General features: G+C 64.9%; 20 protein-coding genes. 11 read left to right on the top strand and 9 right to left on the bottom strand.

Annotated elements, in window-relative coordinates:
- Nucleotides 1–3: 3 nt before the first annotated feature.
- Nucleotides 4–1164, bottom strand: a complete 1161-nt coding sequence (gene cyoA / locus RAD16_RS00910) for a ubiquinol oxidase subunit II (protein WP_458156010.1) — start codon at nucleotides 1162–1164, stop codon at nucleotides 4–6.
- Nucleotides 1165–1346: 182 nt separating this feature from the next.
- On the opposite strand from cyoA, the gene RAD16_RS00915 reads away from it, so the two are divergent.
- The gene (locus tag RAD16_RS00915; RefSeq protein WP_458156011.1) at nucleotides 1347–2675 is read left to right on the top strand and encodes an MFS transporter; all 1329 of its coding nucleotides are present in this window, start codon (nucleotides 1347–1349) and stop codon (nucleotides 2673–2675) included.
- 71 nt (nucleotides 2676–2746) lie between these two features.
- Entirely contained in the window at nucleotides 2747–3142 is a 396-nt protein-coding gene (locus tag RAD16_RS00920) for a c-type cytochrome (protein ID WP_458156012.1), read from the top strand.
- Nucleotides 3143–3264: 122 nt separating this feature from the next.
- Here RAD16_RS00920 and RAD16_RS00925 read toward each other — a convergent pair whose 3' ends face one another.
- Together RAD16_RS00925 and RAD16_RS00930 are read right to left on the bottom strand one after the other, a co-directional pair.
- Nucleotides 3265–4656 carry a M48 family metalloprotease gene (locus tag RAD16_RS00925; protein ID WP_458156013.1) on the bottom strand — a complete coding sequence of 464 codons (1392 nt, stop codon included), beginning with the start codon at nucleotides 4654–4656 and terminating at the stop codon, nucleotides 3265–3267.
- Between the two features lie 132 nt (nucleotides 4657–4788).
- Complete coding sequence (locus tag RAD16_RS00930; protein ID WP_458156014.1) at nucleotides 4789–5640, bottom strand: thermonuclease family protein; 852 nt, start codon at nucleotides 5638–5640, stop codon at nucleotides 4789–4791.
- Between the two features lie 251 nt (nucleotides 5641–5891).
- Here RAD16_RS00930 and RAD16_RS00935 point away from each other — a divergent pair, with 251 nt between their 5' ends.
- The 5 genes from RAD16_RS00935 to RAD16_RS00955 all read left to right on the top strand — a co-directional run bounded on the left by RAD16_RS00935 (nucleotide 5892) and on the right by RAD16_RS00955 (nucleotide 11036).
- On the top strand, nucleotides 5892–7100 hold the full coding sequence (locus tag RAD16_RS00935; RefSeq protein ID WP_458156015.1) for an ABC transporter substrate-binding protein: 1209 nt from the start codon (nucleotides 5892–5894) through the stop codon (nucleotides 7098–7100).
- A 133-nt stretch (nucleotides 7101–7233) separates the two neighbouring features.
- On the top strand, nucleotides 7234–8022 hold the full coding sequence (locus RAD16_RS00940) for an enoyl-CoA hydratase (RefSeq protein ID WP_458156016.1): 789 nt from the start codon (nucleotides 7234–7236) through the stop codon (nucleotides 8020–8022).
- A 2-nt stretch (nucleotides 8023–8024) separates the two neighbouring features.
- Entirely contained in the window at nucleotides 8025–8771 is a 747-nt protein-coding gene (locus tag RAD16_RS00945) for a hypothetical protein (protein WP_458156017.1), read from the top strand.
- Between the two features lie 149 nt (nucleotides 8772–8920).
- Nucleotides 8921–10678, top strand: coding sequence for an acetate--CoA ligase family protein (locus RAD16_RS00950; protein WP_458156018.1), 1758 nt, complete (start codon nucleotides 8921–8923; stop codon nucleotides 10676–10678).
- A complete protein-coding gene (locus RAD16_RS00955) occupies nucleotides 10614–11036 on the top strand; it encodes an acetate--CoA ligase family protein (RefSeq protein WP_458156019.1) in 423 nt (140 codons plus the stop codon). The genes RAD16_RS00950 and RAD16_RS00955 overlap by 65 nt, the downstream gene beginning before the upstream one ends.
- Nucleotides 11037–11243: 207 nt before the next feature.
- Here RAD16_RS00955 and RAD16_RS00960 read toward each other — a convergent pair whose 3' ends face one another.
- Genes RAD16_RS00960 through RAD16_RS00970 form a run of 3 tightly spaced genes read right to left on the bottom strand, consistent with a single transcriptional unit; the run spans nucleotide 11244 to nucleotide 14336 of the window.
- Nucleotides 11244–12056, bottom strand: coding sequence for an enoyl-CoA hydratase/isomerase family protein (locus RAD16_RS00960; protein WP_254115267.1), 813 nt, complete (start codon nucleotides 12054–12056; stop codon nucleotides 11244–11246).
- Between the two features lie 39 nt (nucleotides 12057–12095).
- Complete coding sequence (locus RAD16_RS00965; protein WP_458156020.1) at nucleotides 12096–13256, bottom strand: acyl-CoA dehydrogenase family protein; 1161 nt, start codon at nucleotides 13254–13256, stop codon at nucleotides 12096–12098.
- Between the two features lie 15 nt (nucleotides 13257–13271).
- Nucleotides 13272–14336: an acyl-CoA dehydrogenase family protein gene (locus RAD16_RS00970; RefSeq protein ID WP_458156021.1), complete on the bottom strand. Its 1065-nt coding sequence runs from the start codon at nucleotides 14334–14336 to the stop codon at nucleotides 13272–13274.
- Nucleotides 14337–14596: 260 nt separating this feature from the next.
- Here RAD16_RS00970 and RAD16_RS00975 point away from each other — a divergent pair, with 260 nt between their 5' ends.
- Nucleotides 14597–15382, top strand: a complete 786-nt coding sequence (locus tag RAD16_RS00975) for an SDR family NAD(P)-dependent oxidoreductase (RefSeq protein ID WP_458156022.1) — start codon at nucleotides 14597–14599, stop codon at nucleotides 15380–15382.
- Nucleotides 15383–15532: 150 nt separating this feature from the next.
- Here RAD16_RS00975 and RAD16_RS00980 read toward each other — a convergent pair whose 3' ends face one another.
- On the bottom strand, nucleotides 15533–15805 hold the full coding sequence (locus RAD16_RS00980; protein WP_080140605.1) for a GlsB/YeaQ/YmgE family stress response membrane protein: 273 nt from the start codon (nucleotides 15803–15805) through the stop codon (nucleotides 15533–15535).
- 42 nt (nucleotides 15806–15847) lie between these two features.
- Nucleotides 15848–16444, bottom strand: coding sequence for a YidB family protein (locus tag RAD16_RS00985; protein WP_458156023.1), 597 nt, complete (start codon nucleotides 16442–16444; stop codon nucleotides 15848–15850).
- A 161-nt stretch (nucleotides 16445–16605) separates the two neighbouring features.
- On the opposite strand from RAD16_RS00985, the gene RAD16_RS00990 reads away from it, so the two are divergent.
- Together RAD16_RS00990 and RAD16_RS00995 are read left to right on the top strand one after the other, a co-directional pair.
- Entirely contained in the window at nucleotides 16606–17613 is a 1008-nt protein-coding gene (locus RAD16_RS00990) for a 2-dehydropantoate 2-reductase (RefSeq protein WP_458156024.1), read from the top strand.
- A gap of 18 nt (nucleotides 17614–17631) precedes the next feature.
- The gene (locus RAD16_RS00995) at nucleotides 17632–17844 is read left to right on the top strand and encodes a hypothetical protein (protein WP_458156025.1); all 213 of its coding nucleotides are present in this window, start codon (nucleotides 17632–17634) and stop codon (nucleotides 17842–17844) included.
- Nucleotides 17845–17934: 90 nt separating this feature from the next.
- Here RAD16_RS00995 and RAD16_RS01000 read toward each other — a convergent pair whose 3' ends face one another.
- The gene (locus RAD16_RS01000) at nucleotides 17935–18546 is read right to left on the bottom strand and encodes a hypothetical protein (protein ID WP_458156026.1); all 612 of its coding nucleotides are present in this window, start codon (nucleotides 18544–18546) and stop codon (nucleotides 17935–17937) included.
- Between the two features lie 209 nt (nucleotides 18547–18755).
- On the opposite strand from RAD16_RS01000, the gene RAD16_RS01005 reads away from it, so the two are divergent.
- Nucleotides 18756–19784, top strand: coding sequence for an alpha/beta hydrolase (locus tag RAD16_RS01005; RefSeq protein WP_458156415.1), 1029 nt, complete (start codon nucleotides 18756–18758; stop codon nucleotides 19782–19784).
- Nucleotides 19785–19800: the final 16 nt, after the last annotated feature.

The raw sequence follows: 19800 nt of genomic DNA on the forward strand, positions 1-19800 counted from the left end.
TCTTTAGGAGTCTGACTTCGGACGTTGTCCGAGGAAGAAGGACGAGGACTTCAGCGGCGTGAAGATCGGCCGCTTCAGGCCGGCGCCGGTGAGCGGCGCGGTGTCGATGGGGGCCTTGATCGACGCGGTGGTCTGGCCCTGCGGCGCCTCCGGCGTGCAGGTGCCGGCGACGAAGGTCGGCTCGGGACCAAGCACGGTGCCGCGGCGGGCATACTTGTCGTAGGCCAGAGGCAGCGTGTTGTTCAGGCCCTCATGGCCGTTGCCGCCCTTGGCGTCGATCGCCATCATCTCGCTCTGGCACATCTTGCCGGTCTCGACGCACATGTTGAGGATCAGGCGGTAGAGATCGGAATCGACCGTGCCCCAGCGGCGCACCGGCTCGTTCTCGCTGGGCTTTTCGAGCTGGAGATATTCGGCGCGGCCGAGCGAGCCGCCCGCTGATTTGGCCTTCGCGACCCAGGCGTCAAAACCCTGGTCGTCAAGACCGTGGAAGTTGAAGTGCATGCCGGAGAAACCGGCGCCGCTGTAGTTCGCCGAGAAGCCCTTATATGTGCCGGCGTGGTTGATCACGGCGTGGAGCGACGTCTCCATGCCCGGCATCGCATAGATTTGTCCGGCGAGCGCGGGGATGTAGAACGAGTTCATCACCGAAGACGCGGTGATGTGAAAGTTGATCGGACGATCGACCGGCGCGGCGAGCTCGTTGACGGTGGCGATGCCGTAGTCGGGGTAGATGAAGAGCCACTTCCAGTCGAGTGCGACGACATCGACGTCGAGCGGAGCCTTGGACTGGTCCACGGCGCGCTCCGCATGGATGCGGCCGATATTGCGATAGGGGTCGAGCAGATGCGTGCCCATCCAGGTCAGCGCGCCCAGGCAGATGATGATCAGCAGCGGTGCCGACCAGATCACCAGCTCGAGCTTGGTCGAGTGATCCCATTCCGGCTCGTAGCGGGCCGAGGTGTTGGACTGGCGGTAGCGCCAGGCGAACAGCACCGTCAGCGCCATCACGGGGACGACGATCAGGAGCATCAGGACGGTGGAGATGATGACGAGGTCGCGCTGCTGGGCAGCGATGTCGCCGGCTGGCGCCAGCACGACGTAGTTGCAGCCACTGAGCGCAACTGCCAGAGGTAGCAGCGCCAGGATCTTGAGACGGGACACGGGCCGAGCCTTATGAGAATGAGTTTCCTTTGCGGGGCCAACGGGTAGCTGCGGCGCAGCAATCGGGACATTGGACAATTTGTCCAATGTTGCACTGCGGAATGTTGGGCCAGACAGAGCCGGATTGCCCGGCTTCCCGCCGGGCGGTCGGCTTTGGTTTTCAGGACGTTAAGGGCGCACGAATGGCGACGGCACAGACCCCCGCAATGGCAGACCTCCACTCGGGCGAGCACGGCCACGACCAGGCCAGTCCCGGCGAGATCGCCATCGGCGTCATCATCGGCCGCACCTCGGAATTCTTCGACTTCTTCGTGTACGCGATCGCCTCGGTGATCGTGTTCCCGCGGCTAGTGTTCCCGTTCACCAGCGAGCTGACCGGCACCCTCTATTCCTTCATGGTTTTCGCGCTGGCCTTCATGGCCCGCCCGATCGGAACCGTCATTTTCATGACGGTCGACCGGGAGTACGGCAAGACGGCCAAGCTGGTCTCGGCGCTGTTCCTGCTCGGCACCGCCACCGTGGCGCTCGCGTTCCTGCCCGGCTATCACGACATCGGCAGCGCCGCGATCTGGCTGCTGGCGCTTGCGCGCATCGCGCAGGGTCTGGCCTGGGGCGGCGCCTGGGACGGCATGGCCTCACTGCTGGCGCTGAACGCGCCGGCCTCCAAGCGCGGCTGGTACGCGATGGTGCCGCAGCTCGGCGCCCCGCTCGGGCTGATCGTGGCGAGCGCGCTGTTCGCCTATTTCGCCGGTAACCTCTCCGCCGACGATTTCTTCGACTGGGGCTGGCGCTATCCGTTCTTCGTCGCCTTCGCCATCAACGTCGTGGCGCTGTTCGCCCGCCTGCGCATGGTGACCACGGAAGAATATGCCTCGCTGTTCGAGACCCGCGAATTGCAGCCCTCGCGCATCTCCGAGACGGTCGCGCGCGAAGGCCAGAACATCATGCTCGGCGCGTTCGCGCCGCTGGCGAGCTTCGCGCTGTTCCACATGGTCACGGTGTTTCCGCTGTCCTGGGTGTTCCTGTTCACCCGCGAAAGCCCGGTGCGCTTTTTGATCATCGAGATCGTCGCCGCCGTGTTCGGCGTCGCCGCGATCGTCGCCTCCGGCATCATCGCCGACCGTGTCGGCCGCAAGTCGCTGCTGATGGGATCGGCGATCGCGATCGCGATCTACAGCGGCTTCGCTCCGCAGCTGCTCGATGCCGGCGCTTTCGGTGAGACCATCTACATGGTGATCGGCTTCATCCTGCTCGGCCTGTCCTTCGGACAGTCCTCGGGTGCGATCGCCTCGAACTTCCGCCAAGCCTATCGCTACACCGCCTCGGCGCTGACCTCCGACATGGCCTGGCTGTTCGGCGCCGGCTTCGCGCCGCTGGTCGCGCTGCTGCTCGCCACCAATCTCGGCGTCATCGCCTCGGGTGCCTATCTGCTCTCCGGCGCGTTCTGGACGCTGCTCGCGCTCTGGCTCAGCGGCCAGCGCGAGGCCGGCGATATGGACGCGGGCGCTTAAAGAGAGTCCCGCGGGCGGGAATAAAATTTTGGCCGGACAATCCTGTTTGCAGGTCGCAAGCAGGAGATCCCATGAACGTCCGGTCCAATCCCGTCCGCCAGCGAAGCTTTGCACGCCTGGCCTTCGCTGCCATCGCGATCCTCTGCTCGACCGGACTTGTCCACGCCACCGGAAATGTTGCGCGCGGCCAGACGCTCTACAAGGGCTGCGCGGATTGTCACGCGATCAACGAGAACGCGGTCGGCCCGATGCACAAGGGCGTGGTCGGTCGCAAGGCGGGCAGCGTGCCCGGCTATGACTACTCGCCCGATCTGAAGAATTCTGGGATCGTCTGGACCGAGGACAATCTCGACAAATGGCTGGCCGGACCGCAGGCGATGGTGCCGGAAACCAAGATGTTTTTCGATGTCCCGGACGCGCAGGATCGCGCCGATATCATCGCGTATTTGAAAGAGAAGGCGCGCTAGGGCGTCAGAGCAGGTCTCGTAGGGGGCAAAGGCGCGGAGCGCCGTGCCCACCATCTCACAACGATGCGATCGGGAACGTGGGCACGCTTCGCTTTGCCCACCCTACGGCAGCTGACCCAGCCTCAATCCGCGACGATCTTCACGCGGTCGCGCACCTTCACCTGCGCTGTGCGGTCGAGACCGTTCAGCACGCGGAAGCGTTCGGCGGGGTGATCGATGCCGGCCATGCGGTGCGAGAGCGATTCCACGGTATCGCCCGGCTGCACGGTGATGACCTTGATGCGCAGCGGGCGCGCGGCCTGGATCTCGTCGAGCGTCAGGCGGCGGAATGAATTGACGGTCTCGCGCGCATTGCGCTCGCTCTCGGTCGACTTCTGCCGTGCCGCGAAGATGAAGCGGTAGACGTCGCTGCCGAACCGCAGCGCATAGACCTTGAACTGCCACTGGTCGCCCTTGGCGGTGGCGGACGCGGCCGGGAAACCGTTGACGGTGATATCCTCGGTGGACGCCTTCTCGACGCCCTCCATCCAGCCTGAATTGAGGTAATCGCCGAGCGACTGCTCGGCCGGCACGCGCACCACGTCGAAGCGCATCGCCTGCGAGCCGCCGTCGCGCACGCCGATCACCGCCTGCGCGGTGTTGTCGAGCGTGAAATTGTCCGGCGCCTGGAAGGTGAAGCCGAGCTTCGGGTGCAGGAAGCGGCGGCCGCGGACAAAACCTTCGCTGGGGTCTTCGCCATAGACGAGGTTGTCGATCGCAGCGAGATAGCTCTCACGGTCACGCTCGGCGCCTTCGGGCGCTGCATATTGCCGCGCGATGGTCTGCGCGTTCTGCACGCGCTCCGGGGTTGCCGGATGCGACGAGGTGAAATCCTGCGCGCGCGGATCGAGCGAGCTCTTGCCGGCCTTCAGCTCGGCATTGCGCTCCATCGCCGAGAGGAAGCGCGCGGCACCATAGGGATCGAAATGCGCCTTGGCGGAGAGGCCGACGCCGATGCCGTCGGCCTCGAACTCCTGGTTGCGAGAGAAGCTCGCCATGGTGAGCTTGGTCTTGGCGAGCGCCAGTGCGGTGAGGTCCGGATCGTTGCTCATGTCGGTGACGACACGGGTGACGATCGCAGCCTGGCGCGCCTGGTCCTCGCGCATCGCGGCATGCTTCGACAACACATGCGCCATCTCGTGGCTCAGCACGGAGGACAATTCCGACGTGTCGCTGGCGAGCGCGAGCAGGCCGCGCGTGACATAGAGCTGGCCGTTCGGTAGCGCGAAGGCGTTCACCGCGCCGGAATTGAGAATGGTGACCTTGTAGCCCTGGTCGGGGCGGTCGGACGCGGCGACCAGCCGGTCCACGGTCTTGCTGACGAGCGATTCGAGCCTGGGGTCGTCATAGGTGCCGCCATAGCTCGCCAGGATGCGCTCGTGCTCCTTTTCGGTGGCGGGGGTTTGCGCGACGGCCGGCTTGGGTTTTGGCATCGCGACCGTCGGCGGGGCGGCCGCGGTCTGGAACCGGTTCATATCGCCGCAACCGGCAAGGGCTGTGCCCAGCACGAGGCAAAGCGCAGCCGGCGCAGCCCGCAGGCAGCGGCGTTCACCCGTCTTGTGCCGTTCTAGCACCCCATTCACGTCGCTTAACCCGTGCCCGGCCCTTTAAGGCCTTACCCCAATAGGCTCGTTTGCGCCCAGCAATTCAACCTGTTCCAAGAGACGCACATCGATACGCGGTCCCGCAGTTCCCTCAACCCAGCCCCGGACACGAATACGCCGATTTTCCAGGGACTTAAGGGGAATCCCAGCGCTTTCGAACGCCGGTAGCGTGCGCTTTGAAATAATCACCGCAAAGCCGCGTGTCCAGTTCCGTCCGAAGTTGAGGTAGGTCACTGCCCCAGCTTGCCGGACTGACAGGACTTTGCCTTCGACAACCACAAAGCGCCCGATCCCCGCCAAAATATCGTCCGGACTTTCCGCGTTTTTTATGGCCGACGGGTCAGCCCAGTTGCCCTTTTTTTGGCGCCGCGCCTCGGCCTCTGCCGCCATCAGGGCGGCAGCGCAGTCCTTGTCGGTGATTTCGCCGGAGACGAGGGCGTCGCCCTGGGCGAGCAGCGCCGCCTGCACCGAGGTGTCGCTCTCGCCCATGAACAGGATGGCGCCTTGCCGGCCATAGCGGTCGGGCGTGTCGTCAGTGCTTCGCAGTACGACGTCGCGACCAGTGAGCAATGAGGTCAGCGCCTGCTTCGTCGTCGATGTCGCCTCGATCCCGGTGAGGCGGATTTCGCGACCGTCGTCGAGACGCACGCTACGCGTATCGACAATCGCCGCGACGCGGCCTTCGCCCTGCGTGTCGAATTGGCACGGCGTGGCGGACGCGGTGTGACCCGCGACGAGAAGAAGTGCGACGATGAGGTGAAGCAGTCGCGTCACGTTGCCCGGAGAGGTTGCGTTACGCCGCGATATTAACCCAAGCGTAGCGGGTCGCGAAGTGCCTTCCGCATCCTCCGTCATTGCGAGGAGCGAAGCGACGAAGCAATCCAGAATCCCTCCGTGGAAAGATTCTGGATTGCTTCGCTACGCTCGCAATGACGATGTGGAAACATCTTGCGTGTCAGCCATTCCGCTTTGCGGAAATCGCGCGCCGCAGGCATGCGGCCTCTTCGCACCTGCGCTTGCTGCGCTCTCGCGCATGCGGCATGATTGTGGCAACACCAATAACCAAGCCGCCATTAGAGACAGGCGATCAAGGGAGGTCTTTTTCGATGAAGCATATTTTGTCGGGCATTTTTGCCGTTGCGTTTGCCCTCAGTGCGAGCGCCGCCGCGCAGGCCCAGGACAAGCCGCCACTGAAGATCGGTGGCATCCTCGACATGTCGAGCCTTTATGCCGACATCACCGGCCCCGGCAGCGAGACCGCGGCCAAGATGGCCGTCGAGGATTTTGGCGGCGAAGTACTGGGCCGCAAGATTCAGGTACTGGCAGCCGACCATCTCAACAAGGCCGACCTCTCGGCCAACATCGCACGCGACATGCTCGACAACCAGGGCGTCGAGATGATCTACGACGTCGCGGCGTCCGCGACCGCGCTTGCCGCCGGCGAGATCGCGAAGGCGCGCAACAAGATCATCATGTTCAACGGTCCGGGCTCGATCCGTCTCACCAACGAAGCCTGCGGTCCCTATACCATCCACTACGTGTTCGACACCTACGGCCAGGCCAACGTGACCGGCCTTGCGGCCGTGAAGTCGGGCCTCGACACCTGGTTCTTCCTCACCGCCGACTATGCCTTCGGCCAGGATCTGGAGAAGGACACCAGCGCCGTCGTGACCAAGACCGGCGGCAAGGTGCTCGGCAGCGTGCGCCATCCGCTCAACACGTCGGATTTTTCGTCGTTCCTGCTGCAGGCGCAGGCGTCGAAGGCCAAGGTGATCGGCCTCGCCAATGCCGGCGGCGACACCGTCAACGCCATCAAGCAGGCGGCCGAGTTCGGCCTCACCAAGGGCGGTCAGAAGGTCTCGCCGCTGCTCGCCTTCGTCTCCGACATCGACTCGATCGGGCTGGAGACCGCGCAGGGCCTGCTGCTGGCCGAAGCGTTCTACTGGGACCTCAACGACGACACGCGTGCGTTCTCCAAGCGCTTCATGGAGCGCACCAAGCGCGTGCCCACCTCGGCGCAGGCCGGCGTCTATTCATCCGTCACGCATTACCTGAAGGCGGTGAAGGCGGCCGGCACGACCGATGCGGCTGCGGTCATCAAGGTGATGAAGGAGACGCCGATCAACGACTTCTTCGCCAAGGGCGGGAAGATCCGCGAGGACGGCCGCATGATCCACGACATGTATCTGTTCGAGGTCAAGAAGCCGTCGGAGTCCAAGGGCCGCTGGGACGACTACAAGCTGCTCGCCACCGTGCCCGGGAGCGAAGCGTTCCAGTCGCTCGAGCAGTCGCGCTGCCCGCTGGTGAAGAAATAAGATCGTCATTGCGAGCGAAGCGAAGCAATCCAGAGATGTTTCCGTAGAGAAAGTCTGGATTGCTTCGTCGCTTCGCTCCTCGCAATGACGGTGGGGTGATAGCTCGGTCAAACAACAACAAGGGAGACGTCCCATGAACGACATGGTCCTGCAAAAGCTCGAAGGCGGGTTGCTCACCATCACGATGAACCGCCCCGACCGGAAGAACGCGCTCAATCCGGAGATGGTCGCCGGTCTCGTCGAGGCGGCGCGGCGCGCGGCCGACGATCCCGAGGTGCGGGCGGTTCTGTTCAAGGGCGCGGGCGGCTCGTTCTGCGTCGGCGGCGACGTCAAGTCGATGGCGGCCGGCCGTGCGCCGCTGCCGTTCGAGGTGAAGATGGCGAACCTGCGCCGCGGCATGGAGGTCTCGCGCATCCTGCACCAGATGCCGAAGCCTGTGGTGGCGCAGCTCGATGGCGCGGCGGCCGGCGCGGGCCTGTCGATGGCGCTGTCCTGCGACCTCCGCATCGCCAGCGAATCCTGCAAGATCACCACCGCCTTCGCAAAAGTTGGCTTCTCCGGCGATTACGGCGGCACCTACTTCCTCACTCAACTGCTCGGCAGCGCGCGGGCGCGCGAGCTCTATCTGATGTCGCCGGTGCTCACGGCGAAGGAAGCGCATGCGATCGGGATGGTGACGAAGGTCGTTCCCGACGCCGAGATCGATGCCGCCGCGCACGAGCTCGCGCTGTCGCTGGCGCAGGGGCCGTCGATTGCGCTTGGCTACATCAAGCGCAACATCAACAATGCCGAGCATCTGCCGCTGGAAGACTGCTTCGATGGCGAGGCCATCCATCACACCCGCTGCAGCGACACCGAGGATCACAAGGAGGCGGCGAAGGCCTTCGTCGAGAAGCGCAAGCCCGCCTTCAAGGGGGCATGACGATGGCGCCCTATATGCGGCTGCGGCAGATCTGTCTCGTCGCGCCGCAGCTCGCGCCTGTCATCTCCGACATCGCCGGGGTCATGGGCCTCGCCGTCTGCTACCGCGACGGCAACGTCGCCAAATACGGCCTGGAGAACGCGCTGCTCCCGGTCGATACGATTCTCCTGGAGGTCGTGGCGCCCTTCAAGGACGGCACCACGGCCGGCCGCTTCATCGAGAAGACCGGCGGCCGCGGCGGCTACATGGCGATCTTCTGCTGCAATGATCCCGATGAGCGCGGTCGCAACGCCAACGCGATGGGCGTGCGCACGGCCAATGTGATCGACCACAGGCCCTATCACGGCGTCCAGCTCCACCCCCGCGACTGCCGCGCCGCCTTCATCGAGTTCAACCACACCACAGGCAGCGACGACATTCTGGGTCCGTACCCGCCGGCAGGTCCCGACTGGCAAAAGTTTATCCGCAAGGATGTGACGCAGGCGCTGACAGCAGTGGAGATGCAGAGCCCGGACCCGCAAGGGCTGGCGGAGCATTGGGGCAAGATCATCGGTGTTGAGGCCGATGGCCCCGAGCTGAAGCTGCCCAACGCGACCTTCCGCTTCGTGAAGGGCGCCAATGAGATCATGAGCGCGCTGGAGTTTCGAGTGGCTGATACGGCCCAGGTGCTGCATGCCGCCAAGGCAAAGGGGCTCGCGGTTGCGGGGAACGAATTCCTGCTGGGTGGGGTTACGTTCCGCGTCAGTTGATCCCTTCATCGTTATCCGTCACCCTGAGGTGGCCGCTTCTTCAGCGGCCCTCGAAGGGCGACGGCCGCCAGCCGGGCCGCCCATCCTTCGAGGCCTCCGCTGCGCTCCGGCACCTCAGGGATGACGGGAAAAAATAAACAGGCCGCCTCATGCCGCATCCGCTCGACAGCTTCTTCGCTCCCGCAAGCGTCGCTCTGATCGGCGCCTCGCGCGATCACGAAAAGATCCCGGGGCGGCTGCTCGCGATGCTGCGCAAGAACGAGTATCCCGGAAAAATCTATCCGGTGAACCCGAACTACACCGACATCGACGGGCTCCCCTGCTACAAATCGATCACTGAGATCGGCGCGCCGATCGATCTCGCCGTCATCATCATCCCCGCCCGTGCCGTGCTGCAAGCGCTTGAGCAGTGCGCTGCCGCCGGCGTCAAGAACGCCGTCATCATCTCCTCGGGCTTTGCCGAGGAGGGCGGCGACAGTGCGGCGATGCAGGAGGCGATCGCGGCGCTGGCGAGGCGCACGGGCATGCGGATCTCTGGCCCGAACGCCGAGGGCTTTTTCAGCCAGGTGCAGCGCGTGGCGGCAACATTCAGCCCGACCGTGGACGTCAAGCCTGATGTGGTGCCGCTGGTCGCCACGACGCGGCGGATCGGTATCGTCGCGCAGAGCGGCGGCATCGGCTTTGCCTATTATCATCGCGCCAAGGCGCTCGGCCTCGCGGTGAGCTACGTTGTCAGCGCCGGCAACGAGTCCGATCTCGGCGCCGGCGAATTCCTGGATTACGTGGTGCAGGACGCCGCGACCGACGTGATCCTGCTGTTCATCGAGGGCATCCGCGACGTCGACAAGTTTCTCGCGGCTGCGCAGCGTGCCGCAGAGCTGAAGAAGCCGGTCATCGTCACGAAGGTCGGCCGCTCCGGCGCGGGCGAGCGCGCGGCCGCGTCGCACACGGCGAGCATGGCCGGCTGGTCGGCAGCCTATGATGCGGTATTCGCGAAATATGGCTTCATCGTCTCCAACGATCTCGACGAGGCGCTGACGATTGCAGCCGTGCTGGTGAGCAATCCATTGCCGAAGGGTGATCGCGTCGCGGTGGTCACCGTCTCCGGCGGCGCCGGCATCTGGGGCGCAGACGCGGTCGCGCTCCATGGCCTGCGCGTGCCCGAGCTTTCGGACGCCGTCCAGTCGGACATCAAAAGGCTGATGCCGTCCTACGGCACCGCGCGCAATCCGATCGATGTCACCGCGCAAGGCGTCACTTCGGGCGGTCTGCAAAGAAGCGTCGATCTGCTGACGGCGTCCGACGAAGCCGATGCAGTCCTGGTCCTGCTGTCGCTGTCGAGCGAGGTGCGCAGGCCCTTCAAGGAAGCCGAGCTGAAGCCGGTGCTGACAGCGCAGAAGAAGCCGGTGCTGTTCTATTCCTACACGGTGCCGTCGGATTTCGCCCGGCACGATCTGGCCAAGTCCGGTGCCGTGGTGCTCTCGGGCCTCACCCATGCCGGAGTCGCTCTGCGGCAGATCGTCGACTACGCGAGATTCAGCCTGCCGAAGCCTGCGGACGAATCACGGCTGCCGGCGCGCGATCTCTCCGCGCATCTGACCTCGCCCGCTCTCTCGGAGGCCGACAGCAAGGCATTGCTCCGCGCCGCCGGCCTCGCGCTGCCGGATGAGGTGCTGGTGAAGGACAAGAGCGAGCTGGACGCAGCCGTCGCCCGCGTCGGCTTTCCGCTTGTGATGAAAATCCAGTCGCCCGCTATCGCGCGCAAGAGCGAAGTCGGCGGCGTGCGCGTGAACATCACCACCAAGGGCGAGGTGTTTTTGGCGTTCGAGGCGCTGCTGAACAATGCGCGGAAGCACCGGCCGGAAGGCGGCCATCCAGGGCGTGCTGGTCGGGCCGATGGCCAATAAGGGCGTCGAGATCATCGTGGGCACGATGACCGACAAGACATTCGGTCCGATGGTGATGGTGGGCCTCGGTGGCATCACCACGGAGCTGTTCCGCGATGTGGTCTATCGGCTGGCGCCGGTCGGCGTTGAGGAAGCGAGCGCAATGCTGGCGGGCTTGAAGGCTGCGCCGCTCTTGAACGGTTTTCGCGGGACGGTGAAGGCGGACGTCGCAGCGCTGGCGCAGTTGATCGCGGATGTCTCCGTGCTCGCCGCGCGGCACGCACAGGAGATCGCTGAGATCGAGCTCAACCCGGTACTGGTGCACGGAGAAGGGCAGGGCGTGACGATCGTCGATGCGCTGGTGGTGGGTAAGAAGTAGCGAGCCACAAACGCCGCTGTCGTCCCGGACAAGCGCAGCGCAGATCCGGGACCCATAACCAGAGGGAATGGTTTGACGAAGACTCGTGGTGACCGGCTGAGCGCTACAACTTCTCCCTGGGGTTATGGGTCCCCGCCCCCGTGCGCAATTGCGCACTAGGCGGGGACGACATCTGAGAATGTGGCGACGCCGGCGCGATATGTTGGGCTACCTTCCCTTGAAATTCGCCGCGCGCCGTTCTTCCGTGGCCTTCACGCCTTCCTTGAAGTCCTCCGTCGCGCGCAGGCGGGTCTGTTCGGCGAGCTCGTGGTTGGTCGCGGCCATCACGCGGTCGGCGAGGTTGGCGCGCATGGTGGCGCGGGTGGAGAGCAGGCCGAGCGGGGAGCATTCGGCGATTTCGCCGGCGAGCTTCATCGCGCCCGCCTTGACCTGGTCCTGCGGCACCAGCTCGTTGGCGAGGCCCCATTTCACCGCCTCTTCGCCGGTGACGCGGCGGCTGGTGTAGAACATCAGCTCGGCGTTGTTCTTGCCGATCAGCTCGGGCAGCGTCACGGTCAGGCCGAAGCCGGGATGGAAGCCGAGCTTGGTGAAGTTCGCGGAGAAGCGCGCTTCGGGACAGGTGACGCGGAAGTCCGCCGACACCGCAAGGCCCAGGCCACCGCCGATGGCGGCGCCCTGCACGGCCGCGACGATCGGCTTCTTGGCGCGGAAGATGCGCACGGCCTGGATGTAGAGATGGTTGATCGGGCCGAGATTGTCGGCCGGGTCGCCCTTCTTCTCGGCCTCGCGTGCCTCCTGCGCCTGCCGCGCGGGATCGCCGAAATTGGCGCCCGCGCAGAACGCCTTGCCCTGCGCCGAGAGAACCGAAGCGCGGATCTCGATGTCGCGGTCGAACTCGTCGAGCGCGTCCGCGATCTGGTTGATCAGCGAGATGTCGAAGAAGTTCAGCGGCGGGCGGCGGATCTCGATGGTGCCGACATGTCCGACCTTCTCGACGCCGATATCTTTATAAGTGCTCATGATGTCCTCGAAGTGTTAGCGCAAGCCCAATCCGCGCGACTAGCGCAAACCAAGTCCGCGGGCGATGATGCCGCGCAGCACCTCGGTGGTGCCGCCCTGGATGGTGAGTTTCGGTGCGGTCTTGATGGCGAAGTCGAGCTGCCGCTCCAGCGTCTCGCGGTTGGTCGCGGTCTCCTCGACGAACGCCGCGAGATCGCGCACGCGGTGCGGAAGCTGCTGCTCCCAGACCGTGCCGATGTCCTTGACGATGGACGCTTCCACCACCGGCTCCTTGCCGGCCTGCAACATGCCGGCCACCGAGACCGACATACGACGCATGGTGTGGAGCTGCGCGACGAGACGGCCGATGCCTTCGGCGCTGCGCGTATCCGGATTGGGACCGACCGCGCGGACCAGCTCGGTCAGCACGTAATAGGTCTCGAGGAAACGCTCGGGACCGGAGCGCTCATAGGCGAGCTCGCTCGTCGCCTGCTTCCAGGCGCCGTCGACTTCGCCGAGCACATGATCGTCGGGCACGAAGAAGTCGGTGAAGACGACCTCGTTGAACTCGTACTGGCCGGTGATCTGGCCGATCGGGTTCACCTTGATGCCGGGCTGCTTCATCTTGACCAAAAACTGCGTCAGGCCGTGACGGCGGTTTTCCTTGGTCGGCTGTGACGTCCGGAAGATCGCGATCATGTAGTCGGCGATATGCGCCGACGACGTCCAGATCTTGGTGCCGTTGATGAGGTAGCCGCCGTCGGTCTTGGTCGCGCGCGTCTTCGCGGCGAACAGGTCGGACCCGGAGTTCGGCTCGCTCATGCCGATGGCAAAGCAGATCTCGCCGCGGCAGATGCGCGGCAGGATGTCCATCTTGATGTGCTCGGGCGCGTACTTGATCAGCACCGGCCCGCTCTGGCGGTCGGCGACGAAGAAGCGCCGCGTCGGCGCGTTGGCGACGCGCATCTCCTCGGTCACCACGTAGCGTTCGAGGAAGGAGCGCTCCTGGCCGCCATATTTCTTCGGCCAGGTCATGCCGAGCCAGCCCTTGGCGCCGACCCGGCGGGAGAATTCCGGCGCGTCGGTGTCTTCGCGGTTGGGCTTGTGCGGATCGAAGGTGCCGGCGGCGATCTCTTCGGCGAGGAAGGCGCGCACTTCCTTGCGCAATTGCTCGCACTTTTCGGGCAAGCGGATCGGATCGAAACGGAGGGCAGCGGTCATGTGTTTCGTTCCCTGTTAGCGCGAAGCCACGAGCGGCCACAATTCATCGGCGCCGCGGTTGGCGACAAGCTTGCCGAGCTCGACGGCCCAATGGCTCTCCGAGCCGAAATCGTCGCGCCAGGCGAGCGCGCGCAGCGAATAGCGGTGCAGGATGTGCTCCATGGTGAAGCCGATCGCGCCATGGACCTGATGCGCAATTCCGCCGCCCTTTTCGGCTGCTTCCGCGCAACGGATCTTTGCCGAGGCGGCTTCGAGATAGACCTCATCATTGAACGAGTTGGCATTCGCGATGGCGTCGGCCGCCGATGTCGCGGCTGCAAGCGCTGCGGCAGATTCGCCGGCGAGGCGCGCGAGGTTGTGCTGTACCGCCTGGAACTTCGAGATCTTCTTCTCGAAGGCGACGCGCTCGTTGGAATAGCGCACAGAGATGTCGAGCATGGATTCCAGCGCGCCCGCGATCTGCAGGCTGCGCGCGACGCCGCCCATCAGCATCAAGGTGGTCTGGTCACAGCCCTTCGGCGCGGCCTTGATAGTGATAGGTTGGACCTTGTCGAGCGTCACGGTATCGCTGTGGTCGTAGCCGACATTGAGCCCGGATTCGATGCGGCCCTTGCTTGCGTCGACCAGCGCGATGGAGACGCCGTCCTTGCCATGCGCCAGCACCGCAAAGTGCTTCGCTGCTTTGGCAAAGGGCACGCCGCGGGCGCGGCCGGAGAGCACGCCGTCGGCATCGAGCGTGACGCGGTCTTTCGGGGAGGCCGGCAGCACCGTCATCTCACCTTCGGGCGAGGAAATCCTGGCCTGCGCCAGCAGCCAGCCGGCGAGCATGGTCTCAGCCAGGGGAACCGCGACCGCGAAGCGGCCGGCGGCATTCAGCAAGGCAAAACCGTCGGCAAGGCTTGCGCCGGAGCCGCCGAGGTCGTCCGGCACCCACGACAGCGGCAGGCCAGCCTCGCTCAGCGCCTGCCAGAGCGGCGCCTGCCACGAATCCTTCTTGTCGTTGTTGATGGTTTGCGGATCGGCGAGATCAGTGAAGATTTTCTCCGCGGTCTCGACGACGATGTTGTCACTCTCCGCCACAGCGCTCCCCGTGTTTTGCCATTGGCGCGTCTCGCCCGATGGCCGGCGCGCGGTCTCTTCTTGCGCCCGATGATCGGAAAAAGCCATGGCCCTGACAAGCGTTGATCGCAGGTCCATCTGCGGCGGCGGCATGGGGGCGGGGATCAAAAAATGCTAATTCCGCTTAGCGGAGTTTGCTCGATTTGCAGGGCGCGGCAAACTCGCTAAACAGGGCCAACTACTCTCAAGGCTTGCATCAGATACAGGGGAAGGAAATCCGGATGGCAAAAGACAATCTGTGCGCAATCGTGACGGGGTCCGCATCCGGACTTGGTGCTGCGACCGCGGAAATTCTCGCCCGGAGCGGGGCGCGGCTCGTCATCAACTACTCGTCGAGCCAGAAGGAAGCCGAGGCCACGGCGGAGCTCTGCCGCAAGGCTGGAGCTGCAGAGGTGCTGGTCGCGCAGGGCGACGTCTCGAAGGACGAGGATTGCCGCAGAATCGTTGCCGCCGCCAGCGGCTGGGGCCGGCTCGACATCCTCGTCAACAATGCCGGCATCACCAAGCATGTCGCCCATGCCGATCTCGACGGATTGTCGGCGGAAGATTTCCAGCGTCTCTACGGCGTCAACACCATCGGTCCGTTCCAGATGGTGCGCGCGGCGCGCAGCCTGCTCGAAGCCGGATCGAAGGCGTCGGGGCGTCCGTCGGCGGTGGCGAACGTGTCTTCCGTGGCCGGCATCAGCGGCGTCGGCTCGTCAATCGCGTACGCCGCGAGCAAGGGCGCGCTCAACACCATGACATTGTCGCTGTCGCGCGCGCTGGCGCCGCTGATCCGCGTCAACACGGTGTGCCCGGGCTATATCGACACGCCCTGGTTCACCAAGGGCCGCGGCGAGGCCGGCGCCAAGCAGGTGCGCGACAGCGTAGTGGCGAAGGTGCCGCTGAAGGTCGCATCATCCGCGGATGATATCGCTCAGCTCGTCTGCTTCCTGGCGATGCCGGCGTCCAGCAACATGACCGGCGAGGTCGTGCGCATGGACGCGGGGATGCATTTGATTACGTGAATTCGTTATTACGAGTTCGTCATTGCGAGCGGAGCGAAGCAATCCAGTCTGCCTCCAAGGCAACATTCTGGATTGCTTCGTCGCAAGGGCTCCTCGCAATGACGGAGTACGAGGCGGCAGTGTGCCGCCTTCGGCGCGAAGAAGCGCTACCTACCCTTTGATCACGCCGCTCGCGACCAGGCGGTGCCAGATGAACAGCACCACCACCGCGCCAATCGTGGCCATGATGAAGCCGGCGCCCTGGTCGGGGCTGTAGTGCCCGATCGCCTGGCCGACGAAGGTCGCCAGGAACGCACCCGCGATGCCGAGGATGGTGGTGAGGATGAAGCCGCTCGGGTTGTTCGGCCCCGGCGCGAGCCAGCGCGCGATGAGGCCGGCGACGAAGCCGACGACGATGATCCACAACAGGCCGCCGAAACTCATGACAGTGCTCCCCTTGCCTAGAATGTGCAGATCGAAACTTAATTAAATTCTGTCCGAGAGCTCGCTCTCGGTCGGCAGCCGTCCGTCCGGCGTCAGATGGTCGATCACCTGCGGCAGATACTGGCTGAGGCCGGACAGCAGGTCCTCGCGCGACAGGCCGCTCTGGGCGGACAGGCTCTCGATCTGGTCGGCGCCGAGCGCGTTGGCGAGATCACCCGGCGCGATCGCCTTGTTCTCGCCCTTGCCGACCCAGGAATTCGCGGCCTCGCCGTGGCCGCCTTGCTGAAGTTGGTTGAGGAGATCGCCGAGCCCGCCGCTGAGCACGGTACCGGCCGCGCCGCCCGCGAGCAGGCCGCCGAGGCCACCCTTGAGCAGATCGCTAAGGCCGCCACCTTCCCCGGGCCCGCCGGGAAGAGCGCTGCTGCCCGTATTGACGGGCGTCGGAGGCGGCAGCGGGGATCGCTGCTGCGGTGCCGCACCCGGCTGGCTGGCCGTCAAATGCTTGAAGGCCTTCCACCCAAGCAGAGCAATGATCGCCATCGTCATTGGCGACATGCCGCCGGAGGATTCCTGTGAGCTGGGCGTGCTCTGGCCGCGCGGGCCGTTCTGCATGCCGTTGAGGACGTCGAGTAGACCCATGGTGCTCTCCTGTGCCGTTCTCGTCGGCGAATTCTCGCCGGTGACAGCCCCCGGGCGAAAACATATGGGGCTCTCATGACGGTTACAAGGCGGATGCGCTGCAACCAATGGGCAGGCGGCGCAGCCTCTGCTATCGAGGGCGGGATACCAAGGAGAACGAGGTGGTTACGGATCGACCCATCGTGGTGGCCGGCGCGGGCGCCATCGGCTGTTTCGTCGGTGGCATGCTGGCGGCATCCCACCGCCGCGTCGCGCTGCTGGTGCGGCCGCGGGTGAAGACCGAGATCGAGCGGTTCGGCCTGCGGCTGACCGATTTCGACGGCTCCGAGCAGAAGCTCGGTCCAGGCCAGCTCGCGCTGTCGGAGGATCCCGCGATCTTCCACAGCGCCGGCATCGTGCTGGTCACGGTGAAGAGCGCTGACACCGCCGAAGTCGCCGGCCAGATCGCGCAGCACGCGCCGCAGGATGCGGTGATCGTCTCCCTGCAGAACGGCGTCGGCAATGTTGCCGTACTGCGCGAGCGCCTTGGCGGCCGACGCGTGCTCGCCGGCATGGTGCCATTCAACGTGGTCGCGATGGGCGAGGGGCGTTTCCACCGTTCGAGCTCCGGCGACATTCATGTCGGCGCGGACGCGGAAAACACGGCTGGGGCGCTCTCGGTGCCCGGCCTTAACGTGCGCGCAAGCGCTGACATCACCGGCGTGCAGTGGGGCAAGCTGATCATCAATCTGAACAATGCGCTCAGCGCGCTGTCCGACATGCCGCTCGCCGCGCAGCTCGCGAACCGCGACTGGCGAAAGCTGTTTGCAGACCAGATGGCGGAAGGTCTGGCCGCGCTGAAGGCCGCCGGCATTGCGCCGGTGTCGGCAACGCCGATCCCGATGAACTGGTCTCCGACCTTGCTGCGGCTGCCCGATATGGTCTTCAACGCGATCCTCGGACGGACCATGAAGATCGATCCCGAGGCGCGTTCCTCGATGTGGCAGGATCTGAAGCAGGGCCGCAAGACCGAGATCGATTATCTCCAGGGCGCGGTCATCGCGCTAGCCGAGCGGAACAATGTCGCCGTGCCGCTGATGCGCCGCATTGTTGCGCTGATCAAGGAAGCGGAAATTGCCGGCAACGGTCCGCCCGGGCTGAAGCCGCAGCAGATTCGCGGAGCGGCCTGAGTGCGAGGGAGAATCGCGATGAGGCGTTGTTTGACGATCGGGCTCGCGCTGACCGCGCTCTGCGCCGCAACGGCGCTCGCCTACGCGAGGCCGCCGACCGTCTCGAACTCTCCCGGCTATGACCGGCGATTGCAAGAGAGCCGCAAGGCGCTGGGCGAGTCACAGACGACAATGCCGGCGAATGCGCCGGTGGCCAAGCCGAAACATAGCAAGAAGAAGTCCTCGAACTGAGGATGGGACGCGTATCTCCATCCGATCGTCATTGCGAGCCATCGGGCCGCGCTACGCGCGGACCCGTTGGCTCGCAATGACGGCGGTGGCTCACCCCTTCTTCTCCGGCTTGCTCGGCGTCGGGTTGAACAGCTTCTTCAGGTCGTTCAAGCTTTCCGACAGCTTTGGCCACTCGCAGGAGAACGAGCCCTTGACGCAGGGCGCGCCCTTCGACCGCGGGCCTGCCGTCTTCGGCCGCTCGACCGGGACGGGCACGCGCGGGACATCGGTTCGCAGCGCGACTCGCTGGACCTGCTGGGCTTGTTGCTCCTCCTGCTCGCGCTGCTGGCGCGCCATGGCCTGGGCCGCTTCATGGCTGCGGCGCTGGTTGGCGAGATAGGCGGTGTAGGATTCGTCGATCTTCTTCTGCTCCTCCGGTGTCGGGTTCGGCCCGGCGATGTCGAAGGTGCGGTCCTGGAGGAAGTCGTAATAGGAATAGCCGCCGCCGGCCTTGCGGCGGCCGGCGAACTTGGCGTTGCAGTCGGCGAGCGCGGCAGTTTTCTCGGCCTTGGTTGCGGCTTTTTCGGCGGCGTCGGCGCATTCCTCGAAATCAACCGGCGCGCGCTTCCACCATTGCGCCTGGGCATGCGAATGCGTCAGCAGAAAAAATCCTGCTGCGGCAAAGAGAAGCGCCGCACGACGCGATGCAACCACAACCGACATTCTACGAGAGCATTCCTTGCAAAACTCAACCCGAACCGAGTCGAGCCGGATTTTTGCCCCTTTATCGCCCGCTTGTCACCCATGGAACTCGGGAATTTCATGGCTGTAATGCTGACATTTTTTGCTTGACGTGGCGCGGGAGTCACAGCCGCGCGGCACCTGTTGCGCTTAGAGTTTTATTCATCCGAATGCGAGGGGGAATGTTCGTCATGAGAGCGCTGGTCTGTCTTGCCACACTCGCCCTGGTGCTGATTTGCGGCCGCGCCTTTGCGGCGGACGAAGATGCACCCAACCGCAAGCCGGTGAAGGCCATCGGCGATGCGCGGCTCTCGGTCGGCGGCCGGGGAATGCTTCCGCTCTACCTCTCCCGCGACTGGTCGCTGCCACAGCCCGCGATCTCGCGCGCGATCATCGTGCTGCATGGACGGCTGCGCAATGCCGACGAATATTACATCTCGGCCAACAACGCGCAGGCCGCGGCGGGCGACGATGGCAAAGCGTCGCTGATGATCGTGCCGCAGTTCCTGGCCGAGATCGATATCGACGCGCACAAATTGCCGCAGGACATGCTGCGCTGGTCGCTGGAGGGATGGGAGGGCGGCGACGCCGCGCTCGCGCCCAATCCGGTCTCCTCGTTCGAGGCGCTCGATGCGATCCTCGCAAAACTCTCCGACCGGCGCATCTTCCCGAACCTGAAGCAGGTCGTGGTCGCCGGCCATTCCGGCGGCGGCCAGGTCGTGCAGCGCTACGCCATTGCCGGCAAGGGCGAGGCGGCGCTGTCGCGCCAGCACATCGACATCCGTTATGTCGTCGCCAACCCCTCGTCCTATGCCTATTTCAGCGCCGAGCGGCCACTGCCGAAGATTGCCGCGTCCTGCCCCGGCTACGACAACTGGAAATACGGCATGGGTGACCGGCCGCCTTATCTCGCGGACGCGACGCCGGCTGCGCTCGAGCAACGCTATGTCGAGCGCGAGGTGATCTATTTGCTCGGCACGCTCGACACCAACCCGAAACATTCCGCGCTGGACAAGAGCTGCATGGCGGAAGCGCAGGGGCCGTATCGTTACGCCCGCGGACACGCTTATGCCGACGTGATGGCCAAGCGCGATCGCGGCACGCCCAATCACCGTGTGTGGGACGTCGCCGGCGTCGGCCATGACGGCGACAAGATGCTGACCTCGAAATGCGGTCTCACGGCGCTGTTCGATATTCCGGGCTGCGGCGCGGAGCGCTGACGCAGGTCTGCTCTGA

The sequence above is a fragment of the Bradyrhizobium sp. 18BD genome, assembly GCF_054185225.1.

Excerpts from the sequence above, each read along its gene's own strand:
- RAD16_RS00915 (WP_458156011.1), top strand. The coding sequence starts at position 1,347 with ATGGCGACGGCACAGACCCCCGCAATGGCAGACCTCCACTCGGGCGAG.
- RAD16_RS00920 (WP_458156012.1), top strand. The coding sequence starts at position 2,747 with ATGAACGTCCGGTCCAATCCCGTCCGCCAGCGAAGCTTTGCACGCCTG.
- RAD16_RS00925 (WP_458156013.1), bottom strand. The coding sequence starts at position 4,656 with ATGAACCGGTTCCAGACCGCGGCCGCCCCGCCGACGGTCGCGATGCCA.
- RAD16_RS00930 (WP_458156014.1), bottom strand. The coding sequence starts at position 5,640 with ATGACGGAGGATGCGGAAGGCACTTCGCGACCCGCTACGCTTGGGTTA.
- RAD16_RS00935 (WP_458156015.1), top strand. The coding sequence starts at position 5,892 with ATGAAGCATATTTTGTCGGGCATTTTTGCCGTTGCGTTTGCCCTCAGT.
- RAD16_RS00940 (WP_458156016.1), top strand. The coding sequence starts at position 7,234 with ATGAACGACATGGTCCTGCAAAAGCTCGAAGGCGGGTTGCTCACCATC.
- RAD16_RS00945 (WP_458156017.1), top strand. The coding sequence starts at position 8,025 with ATGGCGCCCTATATGCGGCTGCGGCAGATCTGTCTCGTCGCGCCGCAG.
- RAD16_RS00950 (WP_458156018.1), top strand. The coding sequence starts at position 8,921 with ATGCCGCATCCGCTCGACAGCTTCTTCGCTCCCGCAAGCGTCGCTCTG.
- RAD16_RS00955 (WP_458156019.1), top strand. The coding sequence starts at position 10,614 with ATGCGCGGAAGCACCGGCCGGAAGGCGGCCATCCAGGGCGTGCTGGTC.
- RAD16_RS00960 (WP_254115267.1), bottom strand. The coding sequence starts at position 12,056 with ATGAGCACTTATAAAGATATCGGCGTCGAGAAGGTCGGACATGTCGGC.
- RAD16_RS00965 (WP_458156020.1), bottom strand. The coding sequence starts at position 13,256 with ATGACCGCTGCCCTCCGTTTCGATCCGATCCGCTTGCCCGAAAAGTGC.
- RAD16_RS00975 (WP_458156022.1), top strand. The coding sequence starts at position 14,597 with ATGGCAAAAGACAATCTGTGCGCAATCGTGACGGGGTCCGCATCCGGA.
- RAD16_RS00980 (WP_080140605.1), bottom strand. The coding sequence starts at position 15,805 with ATGAGTTTCGGCGGCCTGTTGTGGATCATCGTCGTCGGCTTCGTCGCC.
- RAD16_RS00985 (WP_458156023.1), bottom strand. The coding sequence starts at position 16,444 with ATGGGTCTACTCGACGTCCTCAACGGCATGCAGAACGGCCCGCGCGGC.
- RAD16_RS00995 (WP_458156025.1), top strand. The coding sequence starts at position 17,632 with ATGAGGCGTTGTTTGACGATCGGGCTCGCGCTGACCGCGCTCTGCGCC.
- RAD16_RS01000 (WP_458156026.1), bottom strand. The coding sequence starts at position 18,546 with ATGTCGGTTGTGGTTGCATCGCGTCGTGCGGCGCTTCTCTTTGCCGCA.
- RAD16_RS01005 (WP_458156415.1), top strand. The coding sequence starts at position 18,756 with ATGAGAGCGCTGGTCTGTCTTGCCACACTCGCCCTGGTGCTGATTTGC.